Here is a 24,936-nt window from a genome sequence, read left to right as displayed (position 1 = left end):
ACCGCCGGACGGTCGACGGCCATGGATGAATCAGGCGCGTCGGGACGTCAGCGGGCGGGCCGCAGGGTCAGCGTGTGCCGGCTGGGACCGGGCAGGAACGGGGTCGGCCGCCCGTGCACGTAATCCTCGTGGCCGGCCGCCCAGAACGGTGACAACGGGTGGCCGCTCTGGCCGCCCGGCATGTGGATGATGCCCTCGGCCTCGTGGCCGGGGGACACCACCATCCGCTGCGAAGCGCCGAAGCCCGGCCCCTGCACGCGTGGCATGTTGTTGTCACCGGGCAGCGGCTCGGCCGGCATGCACAGCCAGCGTTCTGCGAAGGTGGGCAGGGCACGGCTGATCGGGTGGCAGATCGCAGCGGTATTGCGCTCACCCCAGCTGCGCTCGGCCAGCGGCCCCTGCGCGGTCAGGTCCGCTTCCAGGCGCTTGGCGGTGTCGGCCAGCAGCGCGTCCCAGCTTGCGTGGCCAGGCGGCAGCAGGTGCGGCGGGCGCTGGTCGACCAGCGGCCACAGCACGCCTTCGAACTGTGCCAGCCGCGGTTCCAGCCAGTCGTCGCCCAGCGCTTGTTTCGCCGGTGCCAGCATCGCACCGGACACTTCGTCCAGCAGCATCCCGCGGAAACCACGCACCACCCGATAGCTCACCGAGTCCACCGACGCATGGCCCTCCCAGCTGCGCGTGACGGCCTCCAGCCGCTGCAGTTGCGGGTCACTGGAGCCCACCACCACCTGGCGCAGCAGGTGCCACCAGCGTTGCAGGAACAGCGCGCGGTCATCCAGCTGGATCGCCAGCAGGTCCGCTTCGCTGAAGCGTTCGTTGGCCTGCAGTGCATCCCGGATCTGCGCCCCGCGCGCGCCGAGGTCGTAACCGCCGTCACCGGCGACAGCCAGTGCTTCGCCGTCCATCACACGTCCGTTGGCGGTCCACAGGCGGTGGCTTGGCGGGTCGATCAGCGAGGGCGCCGCGTCACTGCGGATGCCCCATGCCGGGCAGCCATCGGCCGCGGTGGTGCGCATGTCGGTGGGCGCGCAGCCGGCACTACGGTCCGGGCGCGCACCGAGCACACGCCAGCCGATGCGCCCGTTGCTGTCGGCCAGCAGCAGGTTCTGCGCCGGGATGCGGGTGCGGTCGGCGACCTGCAATGCCTGGTCTAGATCGGCGACGCGCGCCAGCTCGGTCAGTGCCAGGCTGACCGCACCGGGCTGGTGGGCAACCCAGCGCAGCGCGTCGCCGCTGCCATCGGCGCGCTGGTGCAGCAGCGGCCCCCATGCGCTCTCGCGCACGGTGAAATCCACCGGCGGGGCACCGGCCACCTCGATCTTTTCGTGGTACTCGGTAAGCTTCGTGCCGGCCGGCACCGGCTGGAAATCGGCGGTGTCGATGTAGCTGTTGGTGAAGCCCCACGCCACGTGTCCGTTGCTGCCGACGATGACCGCCGGCAGGCCAGGCAGCGAAAATCCACTCACGTCGACCTGCCCACCGGGCGCCTGCGGATCGGGGTAGCGCAGGCGCACGCGGAACCAGATGTTCGGTGCGCGCAGGCCCAGGTGCATGTCGTCGGCGAGGATCGCGCGGCCATCGGCGGTCAGCGCCGCGCCGACGGCGAAGTTGTTGCTGCCTTTGACATCCGCATCCGCCACGGCAGCGGCAGGTGCGGCAGGCTGGCCACGCAGGTCCAGCACATCGGCGCCGGGCAGCACCGCATCGCCACGCGGCCCGCCCATCAACGGCGCGTCCCAACTGCTGCCATCGTGGCTCAGCAGCGCATACAGCGCCGGCGGCACCACCGCACGCAGGCGGCTGTACGCCAACTCGCTCTGGTTGGATGGATCCTGCAGGTCGGCATACATCGCATAGCCGGTCAGCAGGCTGTCGGCGGCCTGCCACGGCGCGGGCTGCTGGCGCAGCAGCAGGTAAGGCCAGGGCCGCACGCGCAGGCTGGCGATTCCTGCATTCACGCCTTCCACGTAAGCCTGCAGTTCGGCACTTACCGGTTCTTTCGATGCGCGATGGCGCAGGCGATGCACGCGCATGCGTTTGTCAACCTCCAGCGCAGCTGGGCCGAACAGCGCGGACAGCTCGCCAGCGGCACTGCGGCGCATCAGGTCCATCTCGAAACCGCGTTCCTGTGCGTGCACCTGGCCCAGGGCGCGCATCACATCGCGCTGGCTGGCGCCTTCGATGGTGACCACGCCCAGGCCGTCGCGGCTGACGGTCACCGGGGCCTGCAGGCCACCGAGGACCTGCTCGCCGTCCAGCGGCGCAAGGCTGCCGCGCAGCAACCACCAGGCCATCAGGCCGAGTCCCAGGGCCAGTACCAGCAGCAGCCAGAACAGCCGCAACAACCATCGACGCATGGGACGCTTCCTTGCAGGGTGGAGGGTGGGGCCGAGTGTAGCCAGCCGGTGTGGCAGATCGCAGACGTGACGCGACTGCGATTGATTCCGATTAGATCACGGGATTTCCGGATAGGGCACCATGGCGCCATCGAGTCAAAGGAGCATCCCCCATGAAAGGCAATCCGGACGTCATCGCCTGCCTGAAAGAACTGCTGCGCGGCGAGCTTGCTGCCCGCGACCAGTACTTCATCCATTCCCGCCGTTACGAGGACCAGGGCCTGTTCGCGCTGTATGAACGCCTGAACCACGAAATGGAAGAAGAAACCCAGCACGCCGATGCGCTGCTGCGCCGGATCCTGTTCCTGGGCGGCGACCCGGACATGCGCGCGCACGCCTTCGAACCCGGCAAGACCGTGGAAGAGATGCTGCGCAAGGACCTGGACACCGAATATGCGGTGCGCAACAGCCTGGCCGCCGGCATGAAGCTGTGCGAAGCCAACGGCGACTATGTCAGCCGTGACATGTTGCTGGTGCAGTTGAAGGACACCGAAGAAGACCACGCCTGGTGGCTTGAGCAGCAGCTCGGTTTGATCCAGCGCATCGGCCTGGAGCTGTACCAGCTGAGCAAGATCGACGGAAAGGGCGCTGCCGCGCACTGACCTCGCAGCCAGCCACCCTCGCGCCAGCCAGCAACCAAAATGCGGGGGAGGCCCCGGGCTTTTTATTGTTCGATCCCTGGTGTTGTGGGGCGCCGGGCTGGGCCCGGCGCTACCGCCCTCATTCCACCGACAGCCCTTCCACCTTCTGCCAACCGCGCGGCAGCAGGTGGCCACGCGTGGCGCGCGAACCCAGGTAGGTGTCCAGCTCGCTGAACTTCAGGCCCATGGTGCGCTGGCCGCTGCGGACCTGCAGGGTCTGGCCGGGGCTGATCGCCACCACCGCCACCACCCGTTCGGTGGCCAGCTTGGCCTTGGGGATTTCGATGATCTTGTTGCCCTTGCCCTTGTCCAGTTCCGGCAGGTCGCTGGCGGCGATCGCCAGCAGGTTGCCCGAACTGGTCACCGCCACGATGCGGTCGGTATCCACGTTGGCCACCAGCGCCGGCTGCAGCACCGACGAGCCCGATGCCAGGTTGAGCATCGCCTTGCCGGCCTTGTTGCGGCCGATCAGGTTCTCGAAGCGGGTGACGAAGCCATAACCATGGGTGGAGGCCAGCACGAAGCGGCCGTTCGGCTCGGCACTGGCCAGGGTGACGAAGCTGGTGCCCGGGGCCGGCGAGAAGCGGCCGGTAAGCGGTTCACCGTTGCCGCGTGCCGACGGCAGCGTGTGCACCGGCGTGGAATACGCGCGGCCCTCGCTGTCCAGGAAGGCGACCTGCTGGGTACTGCGCGCGCGCACCGAAGCCAGCATGCTGTCGCCATCGCGGTAATTCAGCGACGACGCATCCACGTCGTGGCCCTTGGCCGCGCGGATCCAGCCCTTCTCCGACAGCACCACGGTCATCGGCTCGCTGGGCACCAGCTCGGTTTCGTCGATGGCCTGGGCGGCAGTGCGCTGCACCAGCGGCGAACGACGCGCGTCGCCGAATTTCTTCGCATCGGCGGTCAGTTCGTCCTTGATCAGCTTCTTCAGCTTGGCCTTGCTGTCCAGGATGCCGAGGATCCTGTCGCGTTCATTGGCCAGCTCATCCTGCTCGCCGCGGATCTTCATTTCTTCCAGGCGGGCCAGCTGCTTCAGCTTGGTTTCCAGGATGTACTCGGCCTGGTCGTCGGACAGGCCGAAGCGCGCGATCAACGCGGCCTTCGGCTCGTCTTCGGTACGGATGATGTGGATCACCTCGTCCAGGTTGAGGAAGGCGACCAGCAGGCCTTCCAACAGGTGCAGGCGACGCTCCACCTTCTGCAGGCGATGCTGCAGGCGGCGGGTCACGGTGCTGCTGCGGAACGCCAGCCATTCGCTCAGCAGGGTCTTGAGGTTCTTGACCTGCGGGCGGCCATCCAGGCCGATCACGTTGAGGTTGACCCGGTAGCTGCGTTCCATGTCCGTGGTGGCGAACAGGTGCCCCATCAGCTGGTCGGCGTCGACCCGGTTGGAGCGCGGCACCAGCACCACCCGCACCGGGTTGGCATGGTCGGATTCATCGCGCACGTCCTCGATCCACGGCAGCTTCTTGGCGCGCATCTGCGCGGCGATCTGCTCGATCACCTTCGACGGCGATACCTGGAAGGGCAGGGCGTTGACCACCACGTTGCCGTTTTCCTTGAAGAACGTCGCACGCGCGCGGACGCTGCCATGGCCGGTCTCGTACATGTGCAGCAGGTCGGCGGCCGGGGTGATGATCTCCGCGTTGGACGGATAGTCCGGGCCCTTCACGTGTTCGCACAGGTCGCGCACGCTGGCATCGGGATCTTCCAGCAGGTGCAGCAGGGCGCTGACGATCTCGTTGAGGTTGTGCGGCGGCACGTCGGTGGCCATGCCCACGGCGATGCCGGTGGTGCCGTTGAGCAGCAGGTGCGGCAACCGCGCCGGCATCCAGGTCGGCTCCTGCATCGTGCCGTCGAAGTTCGGCGTCCAGTCGGTGGTGCCGTGGCCCAGTTCGCCCAGCAGCACTTCGGCGATCGGGGTCAGCTTGGATTCGGTGTAGCGCATCGCCGCGAAGGATTTCGGGTCGTCGCTGGAACCGAAGTTGCCCTGGCCTTCGATCAGCGGATAGCGGTACGAAAACGGCTGCGCCATCAGCACCAGTGCTTCGTAGCAGGCGCTGTCACCATGCGGGTGGTACTTACCGATGACGTCGCCGACGGTGCGGGCGGACTTCTTCGGCTTGGAGGCAGCGTTGAGCCCCAGCTCGCTCATCGCATAGATGATGCGGCGCTGCACCGGCTTGAGGCCGTCGCCGAGGAAAGGCAGCGCACGGTCCAGCACGACGTACATCGAGTAGTCGAGGTAGGCGCGCTCGGCATACTCGCGCAGCGGCAGTTGTTCGAAGCCGTGGAAGACGGGGCGGGCAAGATCGGTCATGCGGGGTTGTTACCTGTGTTCGGAGGCGGCGACGGCCGTCGCCCTCGCAATGCGTTGATTATCCGGATGCGGCCGGAGAAGCCAAGCCGCGCGGTGGATCCAGTCCGTGCGCGGCCCGGGCCAGATAGCGTCCCGGTGGCACCCCGAAGTGGCGGCGGAACACGGTGACGAAGGCGCTGGAGCTGCTGAAGCCCAGTGCGTGGGCGATATCGGCCACCGCGCGGCCCTCGCTGAGCTGGCGCAGCGCCTCGGCCAGGCGCGCCTGCTGGCGCCAGTGGGCGAAGCTGAGCGTGGTTTCTTCGCGGAAATGGCGGGTCAGCGAACGGGTCGACAGGCCAGCCCAGGCCGCCCACTGCGCCAGGCTGCGGTCGTCGGCCGGTTCGGCCAGCAGCTGCGAGGCGATCTTCAGCAGGCGCCGGTCGCGCGGCATCGGCAGGTGCATGCGCTGGCGCGGGGCGGCGCGGATCTCGTCCAGCAGTACCTCGATCAGGTGCTGCTGGCGCGCGCTGGCGGCGTTGGCGGCCGGCCAGTCGCAGACCCGCAGCGCCACCGCGTGCAGCAACGGGGAAATGCCGATCACGCAGGGGTCGGTGGGCAGGTCATGGCACAGCGCCGGCGCCAGCACCATGCCCCAGCCGCGCAGCGGTCCATCGATGGCCACCGTGTGCGGTTCGGCGGCGGGCATCCAGCCGGCCGATCCAGGCGCCAGCGACCAGGTCCCGTGGCGGGTGCGGGTGGTCAGCAGGCCACTTTCCACGCAGATCAGCTGGGCACGGCCGTGGGTGTGCCAGTCCACCTCGTTGGCCAGGCCGGTCGGGCTGTCGATGCGGAAGCCCACCACCGGCAGCCCATCCTCGCGTTCGAACCATTCCAGCGCACTCTCGCGCAGGACCTGCCGGCCCGCCTCGAGGTCGGGGCCTTGGCGGATAAGGGTGGGCGACATTGGCTGAAAAGTGTCATTCATTGGCTGGATTGTACTACCGGGCCAACGGCGCCTGCTATTAACGTGGCGGCCTGCCGATCACGCCATTGCTGCAACACAGCATTCCCAGCCAGATCGAAATATTTCCATTGAGAAATATATTTTCTGGAAGAGAATGCTACCCCATGATCTGTCCCTCCGACTCACCCCCCAGCTTCGGGCTGCTGTTGCGCCAGGTGCGCGACGGCCTGGTCCGCCAGCTTGATGCGTCGATGGCCGAAGAAGACCTTGGCCTCAACTTCACCCATTACATCGGCCTGAAAGTGCTCGCGCGGATGGCGCCGTGCACCGCCAACGAACTGGCCAAGGCCATCGACCAGGTGCCCAGCGCGGTGACCCGCCTGCTGGACAAGCTTGAGGCGCTGGGCTGTGTTCGCCGCGAAGCGCATGCGCAGGACCGGCGCGCGCTGCAGATCGTACTGACCGAAGAAGGCCGCGCGCTGTGGCTGCGGCTGCAGAAACGTGGCGAGGACGTGATCGATTATGCCTCCCGTGAGCTCAGCGCCGACGAACGCGCGCAGCTGCTCTCCTTGTTGACCCGAATCCGCGACTCCCTGGCGACCCCATGACTCCCATCACTTTCTCTTCCAAATGGCGGCACGGCCGGCCGTTGCTGCTTGCCGGCCTCGCGCTGGCCCTGGCAGCGTGCGCCAGCAGCCGTGGCCTGCAGCCGCACGGCGCGCTGCGCGATGTCGATTCCCTGCACAGCGAGCGCACGCTGGCCGATGCCTCGCTGGGTGCGGCCGGTTTCCCCGCGCGCGACTGGTGGACCGCGCTGGGCGACCCGCAGCTGGATGCCCTGATCAGCGAAGGCCTGGCCAGCCACCCCAGCCTGGAAGCGGCTGACGCACGCCTGCGCCAGGCCCGTTCGCAGGTTGGCGGTGCACGCGCCGACCAGTTGCCGAACCTGTCTGTTTCCGGTGGTTACACCGGCCTGCGCCTGCCCGAGTCGATGCTCGGCGAGGAGACCGGTGGCCATTACGCCGGCAGCGGGCAGGTCGCGTTCAATTTCAGCTACGGCGTGGACCTGTGGGGCGGCAAGCGCGCGACCTGGGAAGCGGCGGTGGACAGCGCCCACGCGGCGGCCATCGATGCGCAGGCCGCTCGACTGAACCTGTCGGCCAACATCACCCAGGCCTATGCCGGGCTGGCCTATGCGTGGCAACTGCACGACGTGGCGGCCGAAGAGCTGGCGCGCTCGCAGAAGGCATTGCAGCTGACCCGCCAGCGTCGCGCGGCCGGCATCGACAGCGACCTGCAGGTGCGCCAGGCGGAATCCCGCGTGCCGGCGGCGCAGCAGCAGTTGCAGGCCGCCCAGCAGCAGATCGACGAAGGCCGTACCGCTTTGGCTGCGCTGGTCGGGCAGGGGCCGGATCGTGGCCTGCGGATCGAACGGCCCCATGCGCTTGATCCGATGGCGCTGCAGCTGCCGGGCGTGCTGCCCAGCGCGCTGCTGGGCCGTCGTCCGGACATCGTGGCGGCGCGCTGGCGGGTGGAAGCGGCCGGCAAGCAGATCGATGCAGCCAAGGCGAAGTTCTACCCCAGCCTCAACCTCACCGCGCTGGCCGGGGTGGTCGCCCCGAACGTTGGCGACCTGCTGCAGAGCAGCTCCACCTTCGCCTACATCGGCCCTGCGCTGAGCCTGCCGATCTTCGACGGCGGCCGCCTGCGCGCGGGACTGGACAGCAAGGACGCCGACTACGATCTGGCGGTGGCCACCTACAACCAGCGGCTGGTGGACGCGCTGCACGAGGTCGCCGACCAGGTCAACGCCATGCGCTCGCTGCAACAGCAGTCGCAGTCGCAGCAGCAGGCGGTGGATACCGCGCGCGCCGCGCATGGCCTGGCCGAACAACGCTACCGCGCCGGCATCGGCGGCTATCTCGACGTGCTGACCGCGCAGTCCACCTTGTTGCAGGCACAGCAGCGGTTGGCTGGGCTGCAGTCGCAGCAGGTGCTGTCCTCGGTGCGCCTCAGCCAGGCGCTGGGCGGGGGCTTCGAGCCCTCCGCCGACGACGGCCGCCGCGCCGCCTCCCTTTCCGATTCCTCGCATTCCTGAAGAAGCCTCCCATGAGCCAGACTCCCAACTCCGCGGCCCCCGCCGCTCCCAGCCGCCGCGGCAAGCTGCTGCGCGGACTGCTTGTCATCGTGCTGCTGCTGATCGCCGCGGCCGCGCTGTGGTACTTCATGTTCGGCCGCTGGTTCGAAGAAACCGACGATGCCTATGTCGGTGGCAACCAGGTGCAGATCACCTCGATGATCACCGGCACGGTGGTTGGCATCGCGGCCGACGACGGCATGCGCGTGGAGCGTGGCCAGGTGCTGGTGCAGCTGGATCCGTCCGATACCGAAGTCGCCCTGCAGCAGGCCGAAGCCAAGCTGGCCGGTACCGTGCGCCAGGTACGCGGTCTGTACCGCAGCGTGGAAGGTGCGCAGGCCGAGCTCAACGCCCGCCAGGTCACCCTGAAACGCGCCCGTGATGACTTCGCACGCCGCAAGGACCTGGCTGCCACCGGCGCCATTTCCAATGAAGAGCTGGCGCATGCGCGCGATGAACTGGCCGCTGCCGAAGCAGCCGTGGCCGGTTCGCGCGAGACCTTCGAGCGCAGCCGGGCATTGGTGGATGACACCGTGATCGCCACCCAGCCGGACGTGCAGGCCGCCGCGGCGCAGCTGCGCCAGGCGTGGCTCAACAATGCGCGTGCCGGCATCGTTTCGCCGGTCAGCGGCTACGTTGCGCGTCGTTCGGTGCAGGTGGGCCAGCGCGTGCAGCCGGGCAATGCGCTGATGGCGGTGGTGCCGACCGAGCAGATGTGGGTGGAAGCCAACTTCAAGGAAACCCAGTTGCGGCACATGCGCCTGGGCCAGGAAGTGGAGCTGCGTTCGGACCTGTACGGCGGCGACGTGCGCTATACCGGCCACCTGACCAGCTTGGGGATGGGCACCGGTTCGGCGTTCTCGCTGCTGCCGGCGCAGAATGCCAGCGGCAACTGGATCAAGATCGTCCAGCGCGTGCCGGTGCGCATCGCCATCGATGCCAGGCAACTGGCCGAACACCCGCTGCGCATCGGCCTGTCGATGAAGGCCGAAGTGAGCCTGCGCGACCAGAAGGGCGAAGTGCTGCCCAGCCAGGTCGCCACCGGTTCGGTGTTCGACACCGATGTGTATTCCAAGCAGATGCACGATGCCGATGATGCGATCCACAGCATCATCCAGGGCAACCTGCCGCAACGCGCCGACGCGGCCGCAGCGGCCGGCCCGAAGGCGACCGCCGCGGTGGGCCAGCAGCCGACCACGCCGCCCCACGTCTCCAAGGCAGGCTGAGTTTCCATGTCCTCCCAAGCCCCTGCCGTGCCCGGTACGCCGGGACCGCCGGCCGCCCCGGCGACCGGTTTCCTGCCGCCCAACATCGCCCTGTGCACCGCCGGCCTGGCGATGGCCTCGTTCATGCAGGTGCTGGACACCACCATCGCCAACGTGTCCCTGCCGACCATCGCCGGCAACCTGGGCGCCAGCTCGCAGCAGGCGACCTGGGTGATCACCTCGTTCGCGGTCAGCACCGCCATCGCGCTGCCGCTGACCGGCTGGCTCAGCCGCCGGGTCGGCGAGACCAAGCTGTTCGTGTGGGCCACGCTGGCCTTCACCATCGCCTCGCTGCTGTGCGGGCTGGCCCAGAGCATGGGCATGCTGGTGGTATCGCGCGCGTTGCAGGGCTTCGTCGCCGGCCCGATGTATCCCATCACCCAGTCGCTGCTGGTGTCGATCTACCCGCGTGAGAAGCGCGGACAGGCGCTCGCGCTGCTGGCGATGATCACCGTGGTGGCGCCGATCTGCGGGCCGATCCTTGGGGGTTGGATCACCGACAACTACAGTTGGGAATGGATCTTCCTGATCAACGTGCCGCTGGGCATCTTCGCCGCATTGGTGGTGGGCAGCCAGATGAAGGGCCGCCCGGAGCAGATCGAAAAGCCGAAGATGGATTACGTCGGCCTGGTCACCCTGGTGATCGGGGTCGGCGCGCTGCAGCTGGTGCTCGATCTGGGCAACGACGAAGACTGGTTCAGTTCGCCGATGATCGTCGCGCTGTCCTGCGTTTCGGTGGTCGCGCTGGCGGTGTTCCTGATCTGGGAACTGACCGACAAGGACCCCATCGTCGACCTGCGCCTGTTCCGCCATCGCAACTTCCGTGCAGGCACGATGGCGATGGTGGTGGCCTACGCGGCGTTCTTCAGCGTGTCGCTGCTGATCCCGCAATGGCTGCAGCGTGACATGGGCTATACGGCGATCTGGGCCGGCCTGGCCACCGCGCCGATCGGCATCCTGCCGGTCATCATGACCCCCTTCGTGGGCAAGTACGCGTCGCGCTTCGACATGCGCATGCTGGCCTCGGTGGCGTTCGTGTTCCTGTCCTTCACCAGCTTCCTGCGTTCCGGGTTCAACCTGCAGGTGGACTTCCAGCACGTGGCCGGCGTGCAGTTGTTGATGGGCGTCGGCGTGGCGCTGTTCTTCATGCCGGTGCTGCAGATCCTGTTGTCCGACCTGGACGGGCGCGAGATCGCCGCCGGCTCCGGCCTGGCCACCTTCCTGCGCACGCTGGGCGGCAGCTTCGCGGCTTCGTTGACCACCTGGCTGTGGTCACGGCGCACCCAGGTGCACCACGCCGACATCACCGAGCACATATCGGTGTACCAGCCGGGCATCCAGGAGCAGGTGACCGCGATGGGGCAGGGCGACCTGCAGCATGGCGCGGCGGCGCTCAATACGATGATCAACCATCAGGCATCGCAGATGGGGTTCAACGACATCTTCTTCCTGCTGGGCTGGATCTTCCTGGCCATCATCGCGTTCCTGTGGTTGGCCAAGCCGCCGTTCGGCGCAGGCGCGGGAAGTGCGGCGGCCGCCGGCGGGCACTGATCCGCAATCGAAAACGCCGAGCGTTGCTCGGCGTTTTTTTTTTTTGCATGGGGGGCGCCATCAATGCCGAACGCCAGGCATGAAAAAACCCGCTTGCGCGGGTTTGATCATTTCCGAGTCGTGGTGCCCAGGAGAGGACTCGAACCTCCACGAAGTTGCCCCCGCTAGCACCTGAAGCTAGTGCGTCTACCAATTCCGCCACCTGGGCGACTCAGGAGGAGAATTATGGGCAACGAATTAATTCGTGTCAACACTATTCCTGCATTCCGATGACGCCACCTCGTCAGTCCTCCACGGCGTGCCCGCCGAGGTGCAGCAGCAGGCTCTGCATCGAGCGTGAAAGGCCGTTCCAGCGGACGAAGCACAGGCTCAGCTGGCGGCGCGCCCAGGCATCTTCCAGCGCGATGGCGTGGAAGCCGTAGCGGCGCCGATGCTGCCGGCAGATCGAGCGCGGCACGATGCCGATGCCGATACCGTGGCCGACCATCTCGCACACGCCTTCGAAGGTCTTCATGCGGATGCGCGGTGACAGGCTGCGGCCGAGCGTGCGCGCGTTGTCTTCGATGTGTTGCTGCAGCGCGTTGCCATCGGCGAGGGCGACGAAGGTATCGCCCAGTACCTCGGCGAAGCGGATCGAGGTGCGGGCCGCGAGGCGGTGGTCGGGCGGCACGATCAGCAGCAGCGGATCATCGGCCACCGGCTGCAGCTGCAGCGGGGCGCTGTCCACCGCATTGGAGGTGATACCGGCCTCGGCCTGTCCGCCGCGTACCGCGCGGACGATCTCCTTGCTGGTGCGTTCCTTCAGGTCCACGTGCAGGCGCGGTCGCGCGGCCATCCAGGGCGCCAGCCGGCCCGGCAGGAAGGTGGTGAGTGCGCCGGTGTTGGCATACAGGTGCAGGGTGCCACGCGCACCGCTGGCGAACTCCTGCAGTTCTTCGCGCAGCAGCGACTGCTGGCGCAGCATCAGCCGTGCATGGTGGGCAAGGGTCTCGCCGGCCTCGGTGGTGGTGACCCCGCGCGGGTGGCGGGTCAGCAGGGCGATGCCCGCTTCGGCCTCCATCGTGCGCAGCCGTTCGCTGGTCGAGGCCAGTGCAAGGTGCGCGCGTTCGGCGCCTGCCGTGATGCTGCCGGCTTCAACCACCATCAGGAACAGGCGCAGGTCGGCCAGGTCCATTCGCATATCCGCTGCTCCCTGCCTTCGGCCCAGCCGAAGGCTCGCTCATCCAGGCCGCATTGTGCCGCAGGCGGGTGGCAGGTCCTAATGAGGGAATGAACGATTCGCTCTACTTCTATTTCCTGTTGGTGGTGGTGTTCGTGTTGGCCGGCGTGGTCAAGGGCGTGACCGGGATGGGCCTGCCGACTGTCGCGATGGGCCTGCTCGGCAGCGCGCTTTCACCGGTGGCCGCCGCCTCGATGCTGTTCGTGCCGACGCTGGTCACCAACGCGTGGCAGATCCTGGCCGGGCCGTCGATCGGGCGCATCGTGCGCCGGCTGTGGCCGATGATGCTGGGCGTGGTGGTCGCCACCGTGGCCGGCGCGGCGCTGCTGGTGCAGGTGCAGGCGCGCTGGTCCGGCCTGGCACTGGGCGTGGCGCTGATCGTGTATGCCCTGTACTCGGCGTTCGCGCCGGCCTTCCGCGTGCCGCCGCGAAAGGAGCGCTGGCTGTCGCCGCTGGTCGGTGCGATATCCGGCCTGGTCACCGGCGCCACCGGGGTGTTCGTGATGCCGGCGGTGCCGTACCTGCAATCGCTCGGGCTGGATCGCGATGAGCTGGTGCAGGCGCTGGGCCTGGCGTTCACCGTATCCACGATCTCGCTGACCACCGGGCTGCTGGTGCACGGCGCGTTCGGTGTGCAGCAGCTGGGGCTGAGCGCACTGGCGATCATGCCAGCGCTGGCGGGAATGTGGCTGGGGCAGAAGATCCGCGGGCGGATCAGCGCGCGCGCGTTCCGGCTGTGCTTCCTCGGTTTCCTGCTGCTGCTGGGAATCGAGCTGGTGGTGCGTCCGTGGATCGGATGAGACGGCAAAAAAAAACCCCGCATCAGCGGGGTTTTTTTTATCGATGGTGCCCAGGAGAGGACTCGAACCTCCACGAAGTTGCCCCCGCTAGCACCTGAAGCTAGTGCGTCTACCAATTCCGCCACCTGGGCATCGAGGGAGCGAATTATGCAGAGGCGTGAAGAGGCTGTCAACCCTGTTTTCAGGCGTTTTATCGCGCCCAACAAAAAACCCCCGCTTGCGCGAGGGTTGTTTGTTTTGGTGCCCAGAAGAGGACTCGAACCTCCACGAAGTTGCCCCCGCTAGCACCTGAAGCTAGTGCGTCTACCAATTCCGCCATCTGGGCTTGCAGAGCGGGCGATTGTGAACAGGTGAGCGGAACTTGTCAACGACTTTGTTGAAAATGCCTGCGCCATTCATTTACGCCGGGCCATGACCCGTTCTGCACGCCCGCAGCGGCTACCATGGAGGGCGATGAACACCAAAAAACCAAGCAAGGGCGGGAAGAGCTCCCGCACATCGCCGCCCCAGGGCGCCCCCGCCGGATCGCCGAAGGGCCCGAAGAAGAAGAGCCTGCCGCCGTGGATGCCGGAAACCCTGACCGGTGGAAACGCCGGTGCGGCTGCCGCGCCACGTGGCGCAGGCCGCCGCGGCCCGGCCCCGTCCGGCCCGCGCGGGCGCCGTCCGCTGCCGCCTTTGGGCGCACCGGTGGATGATCCGCATGCCGCGCGCGAAGCGGAAAAATATGAGCAGCCCATCGCCAGCCGCGAGGCCATCCTGGCCTTGCTGGAACGTTGCGAAGGGCCGCAGACCGCCGAGGAAGTCGGTGCCCGCCTGGGCCTGACCGCACCGGATCGCGCCGAAGCGCTGTCGCGCCGGCTGGGTGCGATGGTCCGAGACGGCCAGCTGGTGCAGAACCGCCGCGGTGGCTTCGCCCCGATCCAGGCGCTGAACCTGGTGACCGGCGTGGTGATCGCCAATCCGGAAGGCTTCGGCTTCCTGCGCCCGGTGGAAGGCGGCGACGACCTGTTCCTGCCACCGTATGAAATGCGCAAGGTCATGCACGGTGACAAGGTGCTGGCCAACGTGACCGGCATCGACCACCGCGGTCGCCGCGAGGGCAGCATCGCCCGCGTGCTCGAGCGCGGCATGACCCGCCTGATCGGCCGCTTCAGCGTGGAGATGGGCATCAATTACGTGGTGCCCGATGACAAGCGCATCCAGCGCAACGTCCAGGTACCGCCGGACCACACCGGCGGCGCGCGCGATGGCCAGCTGGTGGTGTGCGAACTGACCCAGGCCCCGGACAGCCGCCGTCCGCCGATCGGCCGCATCATCGCGGTGCTCGGTGACAAGCTGACCGCTTCGCTGGTGGTGGAAACGGCCATCCACGGCCACGAACTGCCGTTCGAGTTCCCGCAGGAAGTGTTGGATGAAGCCGCCTCGGTGCCGCTGGTGGTTGAACCGGCGATGATCGGCAACCGCGTGGACCTGCGCAGCACCCCGCTGGTCACCATCGATGGCGAGGATGCCAAGGACTTCGATGACGCGGTCTACTGCGAACCCAATGCCAACGGCTTCCGGCTGGTGGTGGCGATCGCCGATGTGTCCAACTACGTGCGCCCCGGCACCCCGCTGGATGACGAAGCGCAGAAGCGCGCCACCTCGGTGTATTTCCCGGGCTTCGTGGTGCCGATGCTGCCGGAGACGCTGTCCAACGGCATCTGCTCGCTGATGCCCAAGGTCGACCGCATGTGCTTCGTCTGCGATATGCAGGTGGACCGCGATGGCCAGGTCAGCAGCTCGAAATTCTACGAAGCGGTGATGAACTCGCACGCGCGCCTGACCTACACCCAGGTGTGGCAGGCGGTCGGCGAGGACGATGCCGGCGCCAAGGCGGTGATCGGTCCGCTGCTGCCGCAGGTGGAACGCCTGTACCAGCTGTACCACGTGCTGGCCAAGGCGCGCAGCAAGCGCGGTGCGATCGAGTTCGAATCCAGCGAAGTGCGCTTCGTGCTGGACAACACCGGCGAGGTCACCCAGGCCGGCATGCTGGTGCGCAACGACGCGCACAAGCTGATCGAAGAATGCATGATCGCCGCCAACGTGGAGGCCGCGCGCTACCTGCTCGGCCATGGCGTGCCGGCACCGTATCGCGTGCATGAAAAGCCGCCGGAGACCAAGTTCGCCGACCTGCTGGAGTTCCTGAAGGAGTTCAAGCTGAGCCTGCCGCCGTGGTCGAAGGTGGTGCCGGGCGACTACACCAGGCTGCTGAAGAAGATCCGCGATCGCCCCGATGCCGCGCTGCTGGAATCGGTGCTGCTGCGCAGCCAGAGCCTGGCGGTGTACAGCCCGGACAACAACGGTCACTTCGGCCTGGCGCTGGAGGCGTACGCGCACTTCACCTCGCCGATCCGTCGTTACCCCGACCTGCTGGTGCACCGTGCCATCAAGCACGCGCTGACCGGTGCACGCGTGGACAAGTACATCTACACCGCGCGCGAAATGGCCGCGCTGGCGCTGCAGTGTTCCGAACGCGAGCGCCGTGCCGATGAAGCCGAGCGCGAAGTGGACGAACGTTACCGCGCCGCGTGGATGGAAAAGCACGTCGGCGGCCAGTTCGAAGGCGTGATCAGCGGCGTCACCAGCTTCGGCCTGTTCGTCGAACTGACCGATTCCAAGGTGCAGGGCCTGGTGCATGTCACCCAGCTGCCGCATGACTATTACAAGTTCGACGCGGTGCGCAAGACACTCGGTGGCGAGCGTCGTGGCACCAGCTACCGCTTGGGTGACAGCGTGCGCGTGCTGGTGCTGAAGGCGAGCATGGAAGAGCGCAAGATCGACTTCCGCCTGGTCGAGCACAAGGGCGAGGAAGAAGAAGCGCCGCGCGCGGCACCCTTGCCCGAGCACGGCAAGCCGGCCAAGCGCAGCAAGAAGAAGTACTGAGAAGACGCGGTAGCGCCGGGTCCTGCCCGGCGTCCGCTGCAGAGGGAGGCGAACACCATGCAGGGCCAACCCGAACACAGCGGCGGCTGCCAGTGCGGCGCCGTCCGCTTCGAAGTCCGCGGTGAGCTGAAGGACAGCTCGATATGCCATTGCCGGATGTGCCAGAAAGCGTTCGGTGCGTACTACGCGCCGTTGGTTTCAGTGCGCGGCGCGCAGTTCAGCTGGACCCGCGGCCAGCCCAGCCACTTCCAGTCGTCCAACCTGGTGCGGCGCGGCTTCTGCAACCAGTGCGGAACCCCGCTCACCTACGAAGCGCCGGATGGAATGGCCATCGCGGCCGGCGCCTTCGACCAGCCTGCGCGGCTGCCGCCGGTGCGCCAGTACGGCATGGAAGCGCGGCTGCCGTTCATCGATGCGCTGGGCGCGTTGCCGTCCTCGCGTACCGAACAGGACGTGGAGGCGCTGGAGTTCCTGGCCCGGCTGGTCTCCCACCAGCATCCGGACCACGACACCCCGCACTGGCCCCCGCAGAGTCGCTGAGGTGCCTGCGCCGGCGCGGCCGATGCTCTACCATACCCACCCCCCTTACCGGTCACGCCGAGCATGAGCAGCAAGAGCAGCCAGTGGATTGTCGGCGTCAACGCCGTCGCTTCCTCCATCGAAAACGATGCCGAGAACGTCCGCGAGGTGCTGGTCGAAGCAGGCGCGAAGAACCCGCGGCTGGTCGAGATCGAGGAAAACGCCCGCCGCAAGGGCATCGATGTGCGCAAGGTGAACAGCCAGGCGCTGGACGGTGTCGGTGGGTCGGTGCGCCACCAGGGCGTTGCCGCGCGCTATGCCGCTGCGCGCACCTACAACGAAAACGAGCTGGAAGCGCTGGTGGAAGCTGCCGAGGGCAAGGCGCTGCTGCTGGTGCTGGATGAAGTGCAGGATCCGCACAACCTCGGTGCCTGCCTGCGCAGTGCGGCGGCTGCCGGTGCCACGGCGGTGATCATTCCGAAGGACAAATCGGCGACGGTGAACGCCACCGTGCGCAAGACTTCGGCCGGCGCCGCCGACCGCATCCCGGTGGTCGCGGTGACCAACCTGTCGCGCTGCCTGAAGGACCTGCAGAAGCAGGGCGTGTGGATCTACGGCCTGGCCGGTGAAGCGACCGCCTCGCTGTACGACCTGGACCTGAAGGGCAACATCGCGCTGGTGCTGGGCGGCGAGGCGGACGGCCTGCGCCGGCTGACCCGTGAGAACTGCGATGGGCTGGTCAAGATTCCGATGCCGGGCGAGATTGAAAGCCTGAACGTGTCGGTCGCCACCGGCGTGAGCCTGTTTGAAGTGGTGCGCCAGCGCGGCTGAGCCGCCGCGCACGGTAGCGCCGAGCCATGCTCGGCGAGCGCAGCGGTGATGGAGCAACAGCGTGACGATCAACGGTCGTCACCCACCAGGGCGGGTCGTCACCCATCAGGGCGGAAAGCCTGACGGCCAGCGGCCGTCACTACCGGCATCAGGAGGGTAGCGCCGAGCCATGCTCGGCGAGCGCAGCGGTGATGGAGCAACAGCGTGACGACCAACGGTCGTCACCCACCAGGGCGGGTCGTCACCCACGAAGGCGGAAAGCCTGACGGCCAGCGGCCGTCACTACCGGCGTCAGGAGGACGGCCAGCGGCCGTCATTACCGGGCTGCGCTGCCCCCCAGCGCCTTGAACAGCGTCACGTCGTTGGCCAGCTGGGTCTGCCGCACGCGCGCCAGGGACAGCTCGGCCTGGCGCCGGGTCTGCTGCGCCAGCAGCCAATCGCGCAGGTCGGTCGCACCGACCCGGTAACGCACTTCTTCGGCCCGCTCCACTGCCACCGCCTCGTTGAACGAGGCTTGCGATGCGGCCACCTGGATGGCCAGCTGGTCACGTGCGGACAGCGCGTTGTCCACTTCGGAAAGCGCGGTATACAGCGTCTTGCGGAACGTGGTGGCGGCGATCTGGTAGTCCGTGCCGGCCACATCGGTGTCCAGCTGCGCACGCTGCAGGTTGAGGAAGGGCAGGGCAAGTCCGGCGCCCAGTGTAGCCACCGGGTTGCGCAGCACATCGCCCAGGCTCGGACCGCTGGTGCCGATGCCGCCGTTCAGGCTCAGCGTCGGGTAGTAGCTGGTGGCCGTCACGTGGATCTGCTTGAGGCTGTTGCGCAGGCGCAGTTCGGCCGCGCGCAGGTCCGGCCGGCGCGCCAGCAGCTCGGCTGGCAGGCCGGCCTGCAGCGACGGGCTGCTGGCACCAGCCAGGCGCTGCGGTTCCTCCGCCTGCGGCCACGGCTGGCCATCCAGCAGCACGGTCAGCGCGTTGCGCGCCTCCACCCGCTGCTGTTCCAGCGCGGATTGCCCCGCACGTTGGGCTTCAAGGCTCTGCCGGGCCTGGCGCACTTCCATGCCCGATGCCGCGCCGGCGTCCAGCCTTGCCTGCACCAGCTCCAGGGTGCGCTGCAGGCGCGCGAGGTCTTCCGCACCGGCGGCGATGGACTGGTTCAGATAAGCGAGGTTCCAGTAGTAGTTGACCGCATCGCCGATGGCGATCAGCGCGGTGTTCTGCCGGTCTTCCTCGCTGGCCTGCGCCGACCACACCGCGATGTCACGCTGGGTGCGCAGCCTGCCCCACAGGTCCACTTCCCACTGCAGCGAAACGCCGGTGCTGTAATCGCCCGTACGCTGCCAGTCCGCACTGCGGTCGATCGGCCGCGCCGTGCTGGTGCTGATGCCGGACAGGGACGGATCCGGCCACAGCGCATTGCGCGCGAGGCCAGCCTGCAGGCGGGCCCGTTGCACGTTCAGCCCGGCCACGGCGAGGTCGTTGTTCGCGTCCAGTACGCGGCTGACCAGACGGTCCAGCCCGGCATCACCGAAGCCGGTCCACCAGGCATCGGCGCGTACATCCGGACGAGGCTGGTCCAGTCCGCTCTGCGGTGCTGCATGGGCCGCGCCCAGGCCGGCGCTGTGGCTGCCATAGCGGGCGGGAACGGCGGCGTCCTGCACCGGGTAGCGGCCTGCCGTGGCGCAGCCGGCCAGCGCGGCGAGCAGCGATCCGGCCAGCAGCAGGCGCGAAGGCATCGAGTAGGAACGGGTCATGGGGATCCTCATTCGCGGGCCAGCGCGTCGACCGGATCCAGCTGCGCGGCACTGCGCGCGGGCAGGAAGCCGAAAGCCACGCCGATCAGGGTGGAACAAGCAAAGGCAGCAATGATGGACCCGGTGGAGAACACCATCTGGAAGTCGTTGGAGAACCGCCCGAACGCCCAGCCCAGCGCCAGCGCGAGGCTGACGCCGATCAGCCCGCCCAGCAGGCAGACCAGCACCGCTTCGATCAGGAACTGCTGGCGGATGTCACTTTGGCGCGCCCCCACGGCCATGCGCACGCCGATCTCGCGGGTGCGTTCGGTCACCGACACCAGCATGATGTTCATCACTCCGATGCCGCCGACCAGCAGCGCAATGGCGGCAATCGCCCCGATCAGCAGGGTCATCGTGCGGGTGGTCTGCTCGATGGTCTCGCGGATTTCCGCGCTGTTGCTCAGGAAGAAGTCCTCGGTGCCGTGGCGCATCGTCAGCACGTTGGTGATCGCCGCCTGGGCGGCATCCATCGGCGTATCGTCCTTCACCCGTACGGTGATGCTGGACACATGGTTCTGGCCCAGCATGCGCGACATCGCCGTGGTGTGCGGCACCCAGACACCCAGGCTGGTGCTGCCGCCAAAGCCGAAGCTCTGCCGCTTCGCCACGCCGACCACGCGTGCCGGCACGTTGCCGAGCAGGATCACCTGGCCGATCGGGTCGCTGTCCGGGAAGAACTGGGCCTTGGTGTTTTCGTCGATCATCGCGACCTGTGCCAGTGACTTCACCGCGTCGGTATCAAAGAAGCTGCCACTGACCAGGCTGACCCCTTTCACCCGGAAGAACTGCTCGCCCACGCCGCTCACCGACGCGGTGGCCGACAGGTTGCGGTAGCGTGCGGTCACCGAAGTGGAAACACTGGGCGTAGCACTGTCCACGTAGCTCTGCCGGGACAACGCATCGGCGTCACTGGCCTTGAGCGTCTGCACCCGCGCCGAACGCATGTCACCGAAGCCACGACCCGGATAGACATCGATGGTGTTGGTGCCGAGCGAACTGATGTTCTGCAGGATCTGCTGCTGCGAGCCGTTGCCCAGCGCCACCACCGACACCACCGAGGCGATGCCGATGATGATGCCGAGCATGGTCAGGAAGGTGCGCAGGCGGTGCGCGTTCATCGCCAGCAGGGCCATGCGGAAGGCTTCGGTGAAGCGGTCGCGGGCTGCACGCCAGCTGTTGCCCTTGCCGGCATCGATGCTCGGCGCGCGCTGCGCACGGTAGGCCGGCGCCCTCTCGTTGATGCGGTCGGCGATGATCTCGCCGTCGCGGATTTCGATGATGCGCTGGGCGTGCTCGGCCACGCTCATGTCGTGGGTCACGATGATGATGGTGTGGCCTTCGGCATGCAGTTCGCCCAGGATCCCCATCACCTCTTCGCCGGAACGCGTATCCAGGGCGCCGGTGGGTTCGTCGGCCAGGATCACCTCGCCGCCGTTCATCAGCGCACGCGCGATGGACACGCGCTGCTGCTGGCCACCGGACAACTGTCCCGGCTTGTGCTGCATGCGATCACCCAGCCCCAGGCGTTGCAGCAGCTGCACCGCACGCGCGCTGCGCTGTTCGCTCGGGTTGCCGGCATAGATGGCCGGCACTTCCACGTTGCCACGCGCGTCCAGGTCGCCGAGCAGGTGGTAGCGCTGGAAGATGAAGCCGAAATGTTCGCGGCGCAGTTCCGCCAGTTCATCCGGGCCCATGCGACCGGTCTCGCGGCCGGCCACCTGGTAACTGCCGCGGGTAGGGCGGTCCAGGCAGCCCAGGATGTTCATCAGCGTCGACTTGCCGGAGCCGGACTGGCCGACGATGGCGACCATCTCACCGGCATGGATGTCCAGGTTGACGTCGCGCAGCACGGCGATGGTGTCTTCGCCGGCCGGGAATTCGCGGCGCAGGTCGCGCAGCCGCAGCAGCACGGTGGAAGCGGCCGGCGTGCTCATCGGCGTGGCCCGCCGCCGCCCATGCCCGGGCCCATGCGCATGCCGGGGGCACGGTTGGACGAGGCCGAGGCGCTGGCCGTGCCGCCTTCGCCGACCACCACGCGCTCGCCTTCGACCAGCCCGGACAGGATCTCCACGTTGGCGCCGTTGTTGATGCCGACCTTGACCCGGCGCGGCTGCGGCTGGCCGTCTTCGCCGACCACGCGCACCATCTGCTGGCCATCACGGGTCTTCGGTCCCAGCGCGACCGATGGCACCGTCAACGCGTCCTTGGCCTGCTTCAGCAGCACCGATACCTGGGCGGTCATGTCGATGCGAAGGGTGCCATCGGGGTTTTCAACGTCGAACAGCGCGTTGTAGTAGACCGCCGTGCTGGAGCTCGAACTGGATGAACTGCTTGAACTGGACGAGCTTTCGCTGGCGATCGACGCCGGCGCCGGATTCACCTGGCGCAGCGTGGCATGGTACCTGCGGTCCGGTTCGCCCAGCGTGGTGAAGTAGACCGGCATGCCCGGCTTGATCTTCACCACGTCGGCTTCGGAGATCTCCGCATTGACCGTCACCAGGTCCAGCCGCGCCAGCATCACGATGGTCGGTGCGGTCTGGTTGGCATTCACGGTGCGGCCTTCTTCGGTGACCACCGCCACCACCGTGCCATCCATCGGCGCGGTGATGCGGGTGTAGGCCAGGTCGGCCCGTGCGGTGGCGACTTCGGTTTCGCTGCCCTTGATCTGCGCCTGGTTGGCCTGGATCTGCGCGCGGGCGGTCTTCAGCGCGGCTTCGGCGGCGTCGTATTCCTGCCGCGAAGTGGCTTCGGCGGCGAGCATCTGCTGCTGGCGGGCGAAGTCCAGTTCGGCCTGGCGCAGGCTGGCCTGCTGCACCGCCAACTGCGCGCGCTGCTGCTGCAGGGTGGCTTCGGCCTTGAGCACGGTGTTCTGCTGGGTGGTGGCGTCGATCTCGGCGATCAGGTCGCCTTCCTTCACCGTGTCACCGAGCTGGACCTTCAGCGAGCGCACCTGGCCGGAGGCCTGCGCGCCGACGCTGACCAGCCGGTAGGCATCGATGACCCCGGTGGCGTCCACGGTCTGCTCCACGTCGGCGCGGGTCACCGGGGAGGTGGCCAGCGCCGGCGCGGCGGGCTTGCGCAGCGACCACCAGGCAATGGCCGCCAGCAGCACGATGACCAGCAGTGACAGCAACAGGCGACCGCGGCGGGTCCTGGGCAGCAGACGGAAATTCACGATGGGGTGTACTCGGCAGGCCGGCCAGCGGCGTCGCGTTCATTGTGCGAACCGTTTACCTGCAGGCTCAATCCTCAACGTGTGTCTGTGTGTAACATTGCGGCCTCCTGTCTGTTTCACCGTGTATCGCGATTGCCGCTGGATACACTGCAACGCATTGGCCCGCGTGCGGTTCAGCTGCCGACAGGGGATGATGCCGCCATGGAGACCGCCCACCCGATGCACCGCCTGCTCATCGTCGATGACGACACCGACATCCGCAGCCTGCTCGCCGAACAGCTCGGTCGCGCCGGCTACCAGGTCAGCACTGCCGCCGATGGCGCGGCCATGCGCCAGGTGCTGGAACGCGAGCACGTCGACCTGATCGTGCTGGACCTGAACCTGCCGCGCGAAGATGGGCTGACCCTGTGCCGCGACCTGCGCGCACGCTCGGCCACGCCGGTGATCATGCTCACTGCACGCGCCGAACCCATCGATCGCGTGCTGGGGCTGGAAATGGGGGCCGACGATTACCTGGCCAAGCCGTTCGAACCGCGCGAGCTGCTGGCGCGCATCCGCAACGTGCTGCGCAGGACCGAAGCGTTGCCGGCCAACCTGGAGCCGCTGGCGATCCGCCGCGCGCGTTTCTCGCGCTGGGTCTTCGACCTTGAACACCGCCACCTGGTCGACCCGGACGGGCGGGTGGTGGTGCTGTCCGGCGCCGAATTCCGTCTGCTGCGGGTGTTCGTCGGGCATGCCAACAAAGTGCTTTCGCGCGAACAGCTGGTGGCGCTCAGCACGGGGCGCAACTACGAATCGCAGGACCGCGCGATCGATCTGCAGGTCAGCCGGCTGCGCAACAAGCTGGCCGATGATGGCGGTCCCGACGGCCTGATCAAGACCGTGCGCAACGAAGGCTATGTACTGGCCACGGCGGTGACGCTGGAATGAGTCGCCTGCGCCGCTTCCTGTCTTCGATGGTGGGACGCCTGTTCGTGATCCTGCTGCTGGGCATGAGCGTGGCGGCGATCGGCGCGACCCTGCTGGCCGGCGCCAAACGCCAGCAGGAGTTCGAACGGCAGAACCTGACCCGCATCGCCGACCGCCTGCAGGGCTACGTGAACCTGCTGGACGGCAATCCGGAACTGCGCGAGCGACTGCTGGCGGCGGGCGGCCCCAGCGTGCGCGTGCTGCTGCCCGGCGCCCGCACCGGCAGGCAGGACACTGCGTTGATGGGGGTGCTGGCGGCGCGCCCCGGGCCGGTGGCAGGCGCATCGGTGCATTTCACGTCCTTCCGGGCCTGCCTGCCACGCATGGAAGACCTGCTGCCGCCGCAGCAGGACAAGGACAAGCACCGCAACCGACCGCCACGCGATCGCGATCCAGCGTTCATCCCGCCGCGTTGCCGCGCGGTGCAGCTGACCCTGTCCGATGGCACCGCGCTGGCGCTGGCGCTGGAATCGCCTGCAGTGGCGCACAACGGCGTGCTGGCAGTGGATCCGCTGTTCCTCAGCCTGCTGGTGCTGGCCATCGCGGTGCTGGCGTATGCCGTCGCGCGGATGGCCAGTGCGCCGCTGCAGCGGTTGGCCAGCGCTGCGCAGGAGCTGGGACAGGACCTGCACCGCGAGCCGATGCCGGTCACCGGCCCGCTGGAAGTCCAGCGTGCCGCCGAGGCCTTCAATGCCATGCAGCAGCAACTGCAGCGGCACCTGGCCGAGCGCACCCATATGCTGGCGGCGATCACCCACGACCTGCAGACGCCGGTCACGCGCCTGCGCCTGCGGCTTGAAAACGTGGAAGATGAAGCCCTGCGCGAGCGCCTGGTCGCTGACCTGGCGGCCATGCAGGCGCTGATCCGTGAGGGGCTGGAGCTGGCGCGCAGTGCCGAAAGCGCGGAACAGCGCGCCCCGCTGGACCTGGATTCGCTGCTGGAAAGCCTGGTGGAAGATGCCGTGGAAGCGGGCGCCGAGGCCCGCTTCGATGGCGGCTGTGGCGCGGTGCTGATGCTGCGGCCGCTGGCCATGCGCCGTCTTTTCAGCAACCTGCTGGACAACGCGCTGATGTACGGGCAGTCGGCCAGCGTGCGGGCCGAACGGGAGGGCAAGGGCGTGCGGGTACGCATCAGCGACCAGGGCCCCGGGCTGGCCGAAGACGAGCTGCGCAGCGTGTTCGATCCCTTCGTGCGGTTGGAAACCTCGCGTTCGCGCGCGACCGGCGGGGCCGGACTGGGCCTGACCATCGCCCGCGCCCTGGCCGACAAGGACGGTGCCCGGGTGAGCCTGGAGAACCGCGCAGGCGGCGGTCTGGACGCGGTCGTTTACTGGCCGGCGCCCGTGGTGGCCGCCTCGCGCGGCGGGGCTTGACACGGGCGGGCGCGGATTTGCCTATGATGCGCATCTCTTCCCAGCGTCAACCCGATGAACCAGATCGATCCCGC

Annotated in this window: 17 protein-coding genes, 3 tRNA genes and 1 pseudogene; 11 read left to right on the top strand and 10 right to left on the bottom strand. The window is 67.8% G+C overall.

Translation table 11 applies throughout. The annotated features are described in order from the left end of the window. Positions 1-47 precede the first annotated feature (47 nt). Positions 48-2,357 (bottom strand): penicillin acylase family protein, encoded by a 2,310-nt coding sequence (locus ABE522_RS04790; RefSeq protein WP_346590730.1) that lies wholly within the window; start codon positions 2,355-2,357, stop codon positions 48-50. A 152-nt stretch (positions 2,358-2,509) separates the two neighbouring features. Here ABE522_RS04790 and bfr point away from each other — a divergent pair, with 152 nt between their 5' ends. Then, positions 2,510-2,998, top strand: a complete 489-nt coding sequence (gene bfr, locus ABE522_RS04785; protein ID WP_346590729.1) for a bacterioferritin — start codon at positions 2,510-2,512, stop codon at positions 2,996-2,998. Positions 2,999-3,116: 118 nt separating this feature from the next. Here bfr and parC read toward each other — a convergent pair whose 3' ends face one another. Together parC and ABE522_RS04775 are read right to left on the bottom strand one after the other, a co-directional pair. Beyond that, positions 3,117-5,360, bottom strand: coding sequence for a DNA topoisomerase IV subunit A (parC, locus tag ABE522_RS04780; protein WP_346590728.1), 2,244 nt, complete (start codon positions 5,358-5,360; stop codon positions 3,117-3,119). Between the two features lie 58 nt (positions 5,361-5,418). Then, positions 5,419-6,303 carry an AraC family transcriptional regulator gene (locus tag ABE522_RS04775; RefSeq protein WP_346590727.1) on the bottom strand — a complete coding sequence of 295 codons (885 nt, stop codon included), beginning with the start codon at positions 6,301-6,303 and terminating at the stop codon, positions 5,419-5,421. A gap of 164 nt (positions 6,304-6,467) precedes the next feature. Here ABE522_RS04775 and ABE522_RS04770 point away from each other — a divergent pair, with 164 nt between their 5' ends. From ABE522_RS04770 to ABE522_RS04755, 4 genes and pseudogenes are all read left to right on the top strand, one after another. Next, positions 6,468-6,911, top strand: coding sequence for a MarR family winged helix-turn-helix transcriptional regulator (locus tag ABE522_RS04770; protein WP_042615348.1), 444 nt, complete (start codon positions 6,468-6,470; stop codon positions 6,909-6,911). Further along, positions 6,908-8,401, top strand: a complete 1,494-nt coding sequence (locus ABE522_RS04765; protein WP_346590726.1) for an efflux transporter outer membrane subunit — start codon at positions 6,908-6,910, stop codon at positions 8,399-8,401. The genes ABE522_RS04770 and ABE522_RS04765 overlap by 4 nt, the downstream gene beginning before the upstream one ends. An 11-nt stretch (positions 8,402-8,412) precedes the next feature. Further along, a pseudogene (locus ABE522_RS04760) lies at positions 8,413-9,576 on the top strand (multidrug transporter); the annotation flags it as partial. A gap of 96 nt (positions 9,577-9,672) precedes the next feature. After that, a complete protein-coding gene (locus tag ABE522_RS04755) occupies positions 9,673-11,256 on the top strand; it encodes a DHA2 family efflux MFS transporter permease subunit (RefSeq protein WP_101099970.1) in 1,584 nt (527 codons plus the stop codon). A 121-nt stretch (positions 11,257-11,377) separates the two neighbouring features. Here the strand turns inward: ABE522_RS04755 and ABE522_RS04750 are convergent. Next, positions 11,378-11,464: transfer RNA gene (locus tag ABE522_RS04750), tRNA-Leu, on the bottom strand. 75 nt (positions 11,465-11,539) lie between these two features. Then, a complete protein-coding gene (locus ABE522_RS04745; protein ID WP_346590725.1) occupies positions 11,540-12,436 on the bottom strand; it encodes a LysR family transcriptional regulator in 897 nt (298 codons plus the stop codon). Between the two features lie 89 nt (positions 12,437-12,525). Here ABE522_RS04745 and ABE522_RS04740 point away from each other — a divergent pair, with 89 nt between their 5' ends. Next, complete coding sequence (locus ABE522_RS04740) at positions 12,526-13,275, top strand: sulfite exporter TauE/SafE family protein (protein WP_346590724.1); 750 nt, start codon at positions 12,526-12,528, stop codon at positions 13,273-13,275. A 44-nt stretch (positions 13,276-13,319) separates the two neighbouring features. On the opposite strand, the gene ABE522_RS04735 is transcribed toward ABE522_RS04740, so the two are convergent. Together ABE522_RS04735 and ABE522_RS04730 are read right to left on the bottom strand one after the other, a co-directional pair. After that, positions 13,320-13,406: transfer RNA gene (locus tag ABE522_RS04735), tRNA-Leu, on the bottom strand. 107 nt (positions 13,407-13,513) lie between these two features. After that, a tRNA-Leu gene (locus ABE522_RS04730) sits at positions 13,514-13,600 on the bottom strand. Positions 13,601-13,728: 128 nt separating this feature from the next. Between ABE522_RS04730 and rnr the strand changes: the two genes are divergently transcribed. From rnr to rlmB, 3 genes are all read left to right on the top strand, one after another. Further along, the gene (gene rnr / locus ABE522_RS04725) at positions 13,729-16,200 is read left to right on the top strand and encodes a ribonuclease R (RefSeq protein ID WP_346590723.1); all 2,472 of its coding nucleotides are present in this window, start codon (positions 13,729-13,731) and stop codon (positions 16,198-16,200) included. A gap of 57 nt (positions 16,201-16,257) precedes the next feature. Then, complete coding sequence (locus tag ABE522_RS04720; protein ID WP_182655411.1) at positions 16,258-16,740, top strand: GFA family protein; 483 nt, start codon at positions 16,258-16,260, stop codon at positions 16,738-16,740. A 63-nt stretch (positions 16,741-16,803) separates the two neighbouring features. Then, complete coding sequence (gene rlmB, locus ABE522_RS04715) at positions 16,804-17,550, top strand: 23S rRNA (guanosine(2251)-2'-O)-methyltransferase RlmB (protein WP_101099975.1); 747 nt, start codon at positions 16,804-16,806, stop codon at positions 17,548-17,550. Between the two features lie 316 nt (positions 17,551-17,866). Here the strand turns inward: rlmB and ABE522_RS04710 are convergent, their stop codons facing one another. The 3 genes from ABE522_RS04710 to ABE522_RS04700 are packed head-to-tail and all read right to left on the bottom strand — an operon-like array spanning position 17,867 to position 22,520. Beyond that, positions 17,867-19,303 carry an efflux transporter outer membrane subunit gene (locus ABE522_RS04710; protein ID WP_346590722.1) on the bottom strand — a complete coding sequence of 479 codons (1,437 nt, stop codon included), beginning with the start codon at positions 19,301-19,303 and terminating at the stop codon, positions 17,867-17,869. A gap of 8 nt (positions 19,304-19,311) precedes the next feature. Continuing rightward, positions 19,312-21,279, bottom strand: coding sequence for a MacB family efflux pump subunit (locus ABE522_RS04705; RefSeq protein ID WP_346590721.1), 1,968 nt, complete (start codon positions 21,277-21,279; stop codon positions 19,312-19,314). Continuing rightward, positions 21,276-22,520, bottom strand: coding sequence for an efflux RND transporter periplasmic adaptor subunit (locus ABE522_RS04700; RefSeq protein ID WP_346590720.1), 1,245 nt, complete (start codon positions 22,518-22,520; stop codon positions 21,276-21,278). The genes ABE522_RS04705 and ABE522_RS04700 overlap by 4 nt, the downstream gene beginning before the upstream one ends. A 201-nt stretch (positions 22,521-22,721) precedes the next feature. Here ABE522_RS04700 and ABE522_RS04695 point away from each other — a divergent pair, with 201 nt between their 5' ends. Then, on the top strand, positions 22,722-23,450 hold the full coding sequence (locus ABE522_RS04695; protein WP_346590719.1) for a response regulator transcription factor: 729 nt from the start codon (positions 22,722-22,724) through the stop codon (positions 23,448-23,450). Next, the gene (locus tag ABE522_RS04690) at positions 23,447-24,862 is read left to right on the top strand and encodes an ATP-binding protein (protein WP_346590718.1); all 1,416 of its coding nucleotides are present in this window, start codon (positions 23,447-23,449) and stop codon (positions 24,860-24,862) included. Before ABE522_RS04695 ends, ABE522_RS04690 begins: the two co-directional genes overlap by 4 nt. Positions 24,863-24,936: the final 74 nt, after the last annotated feature.

Origin of the sequence: Stenotrophomonas lacuserhaii (assembly GCF_039674585.1) — a bacterium.
Lineage (GTDB): Bacteria > Pseudomonadota > Gammaproteobacteria > Xanthomonadales > Xanthomonadaceae > Stenotrophomonas > Stenotrophomonas pennii_A.
This window is presented reverse-complemented; position numbering and strand designations above follow the sequence as displayed.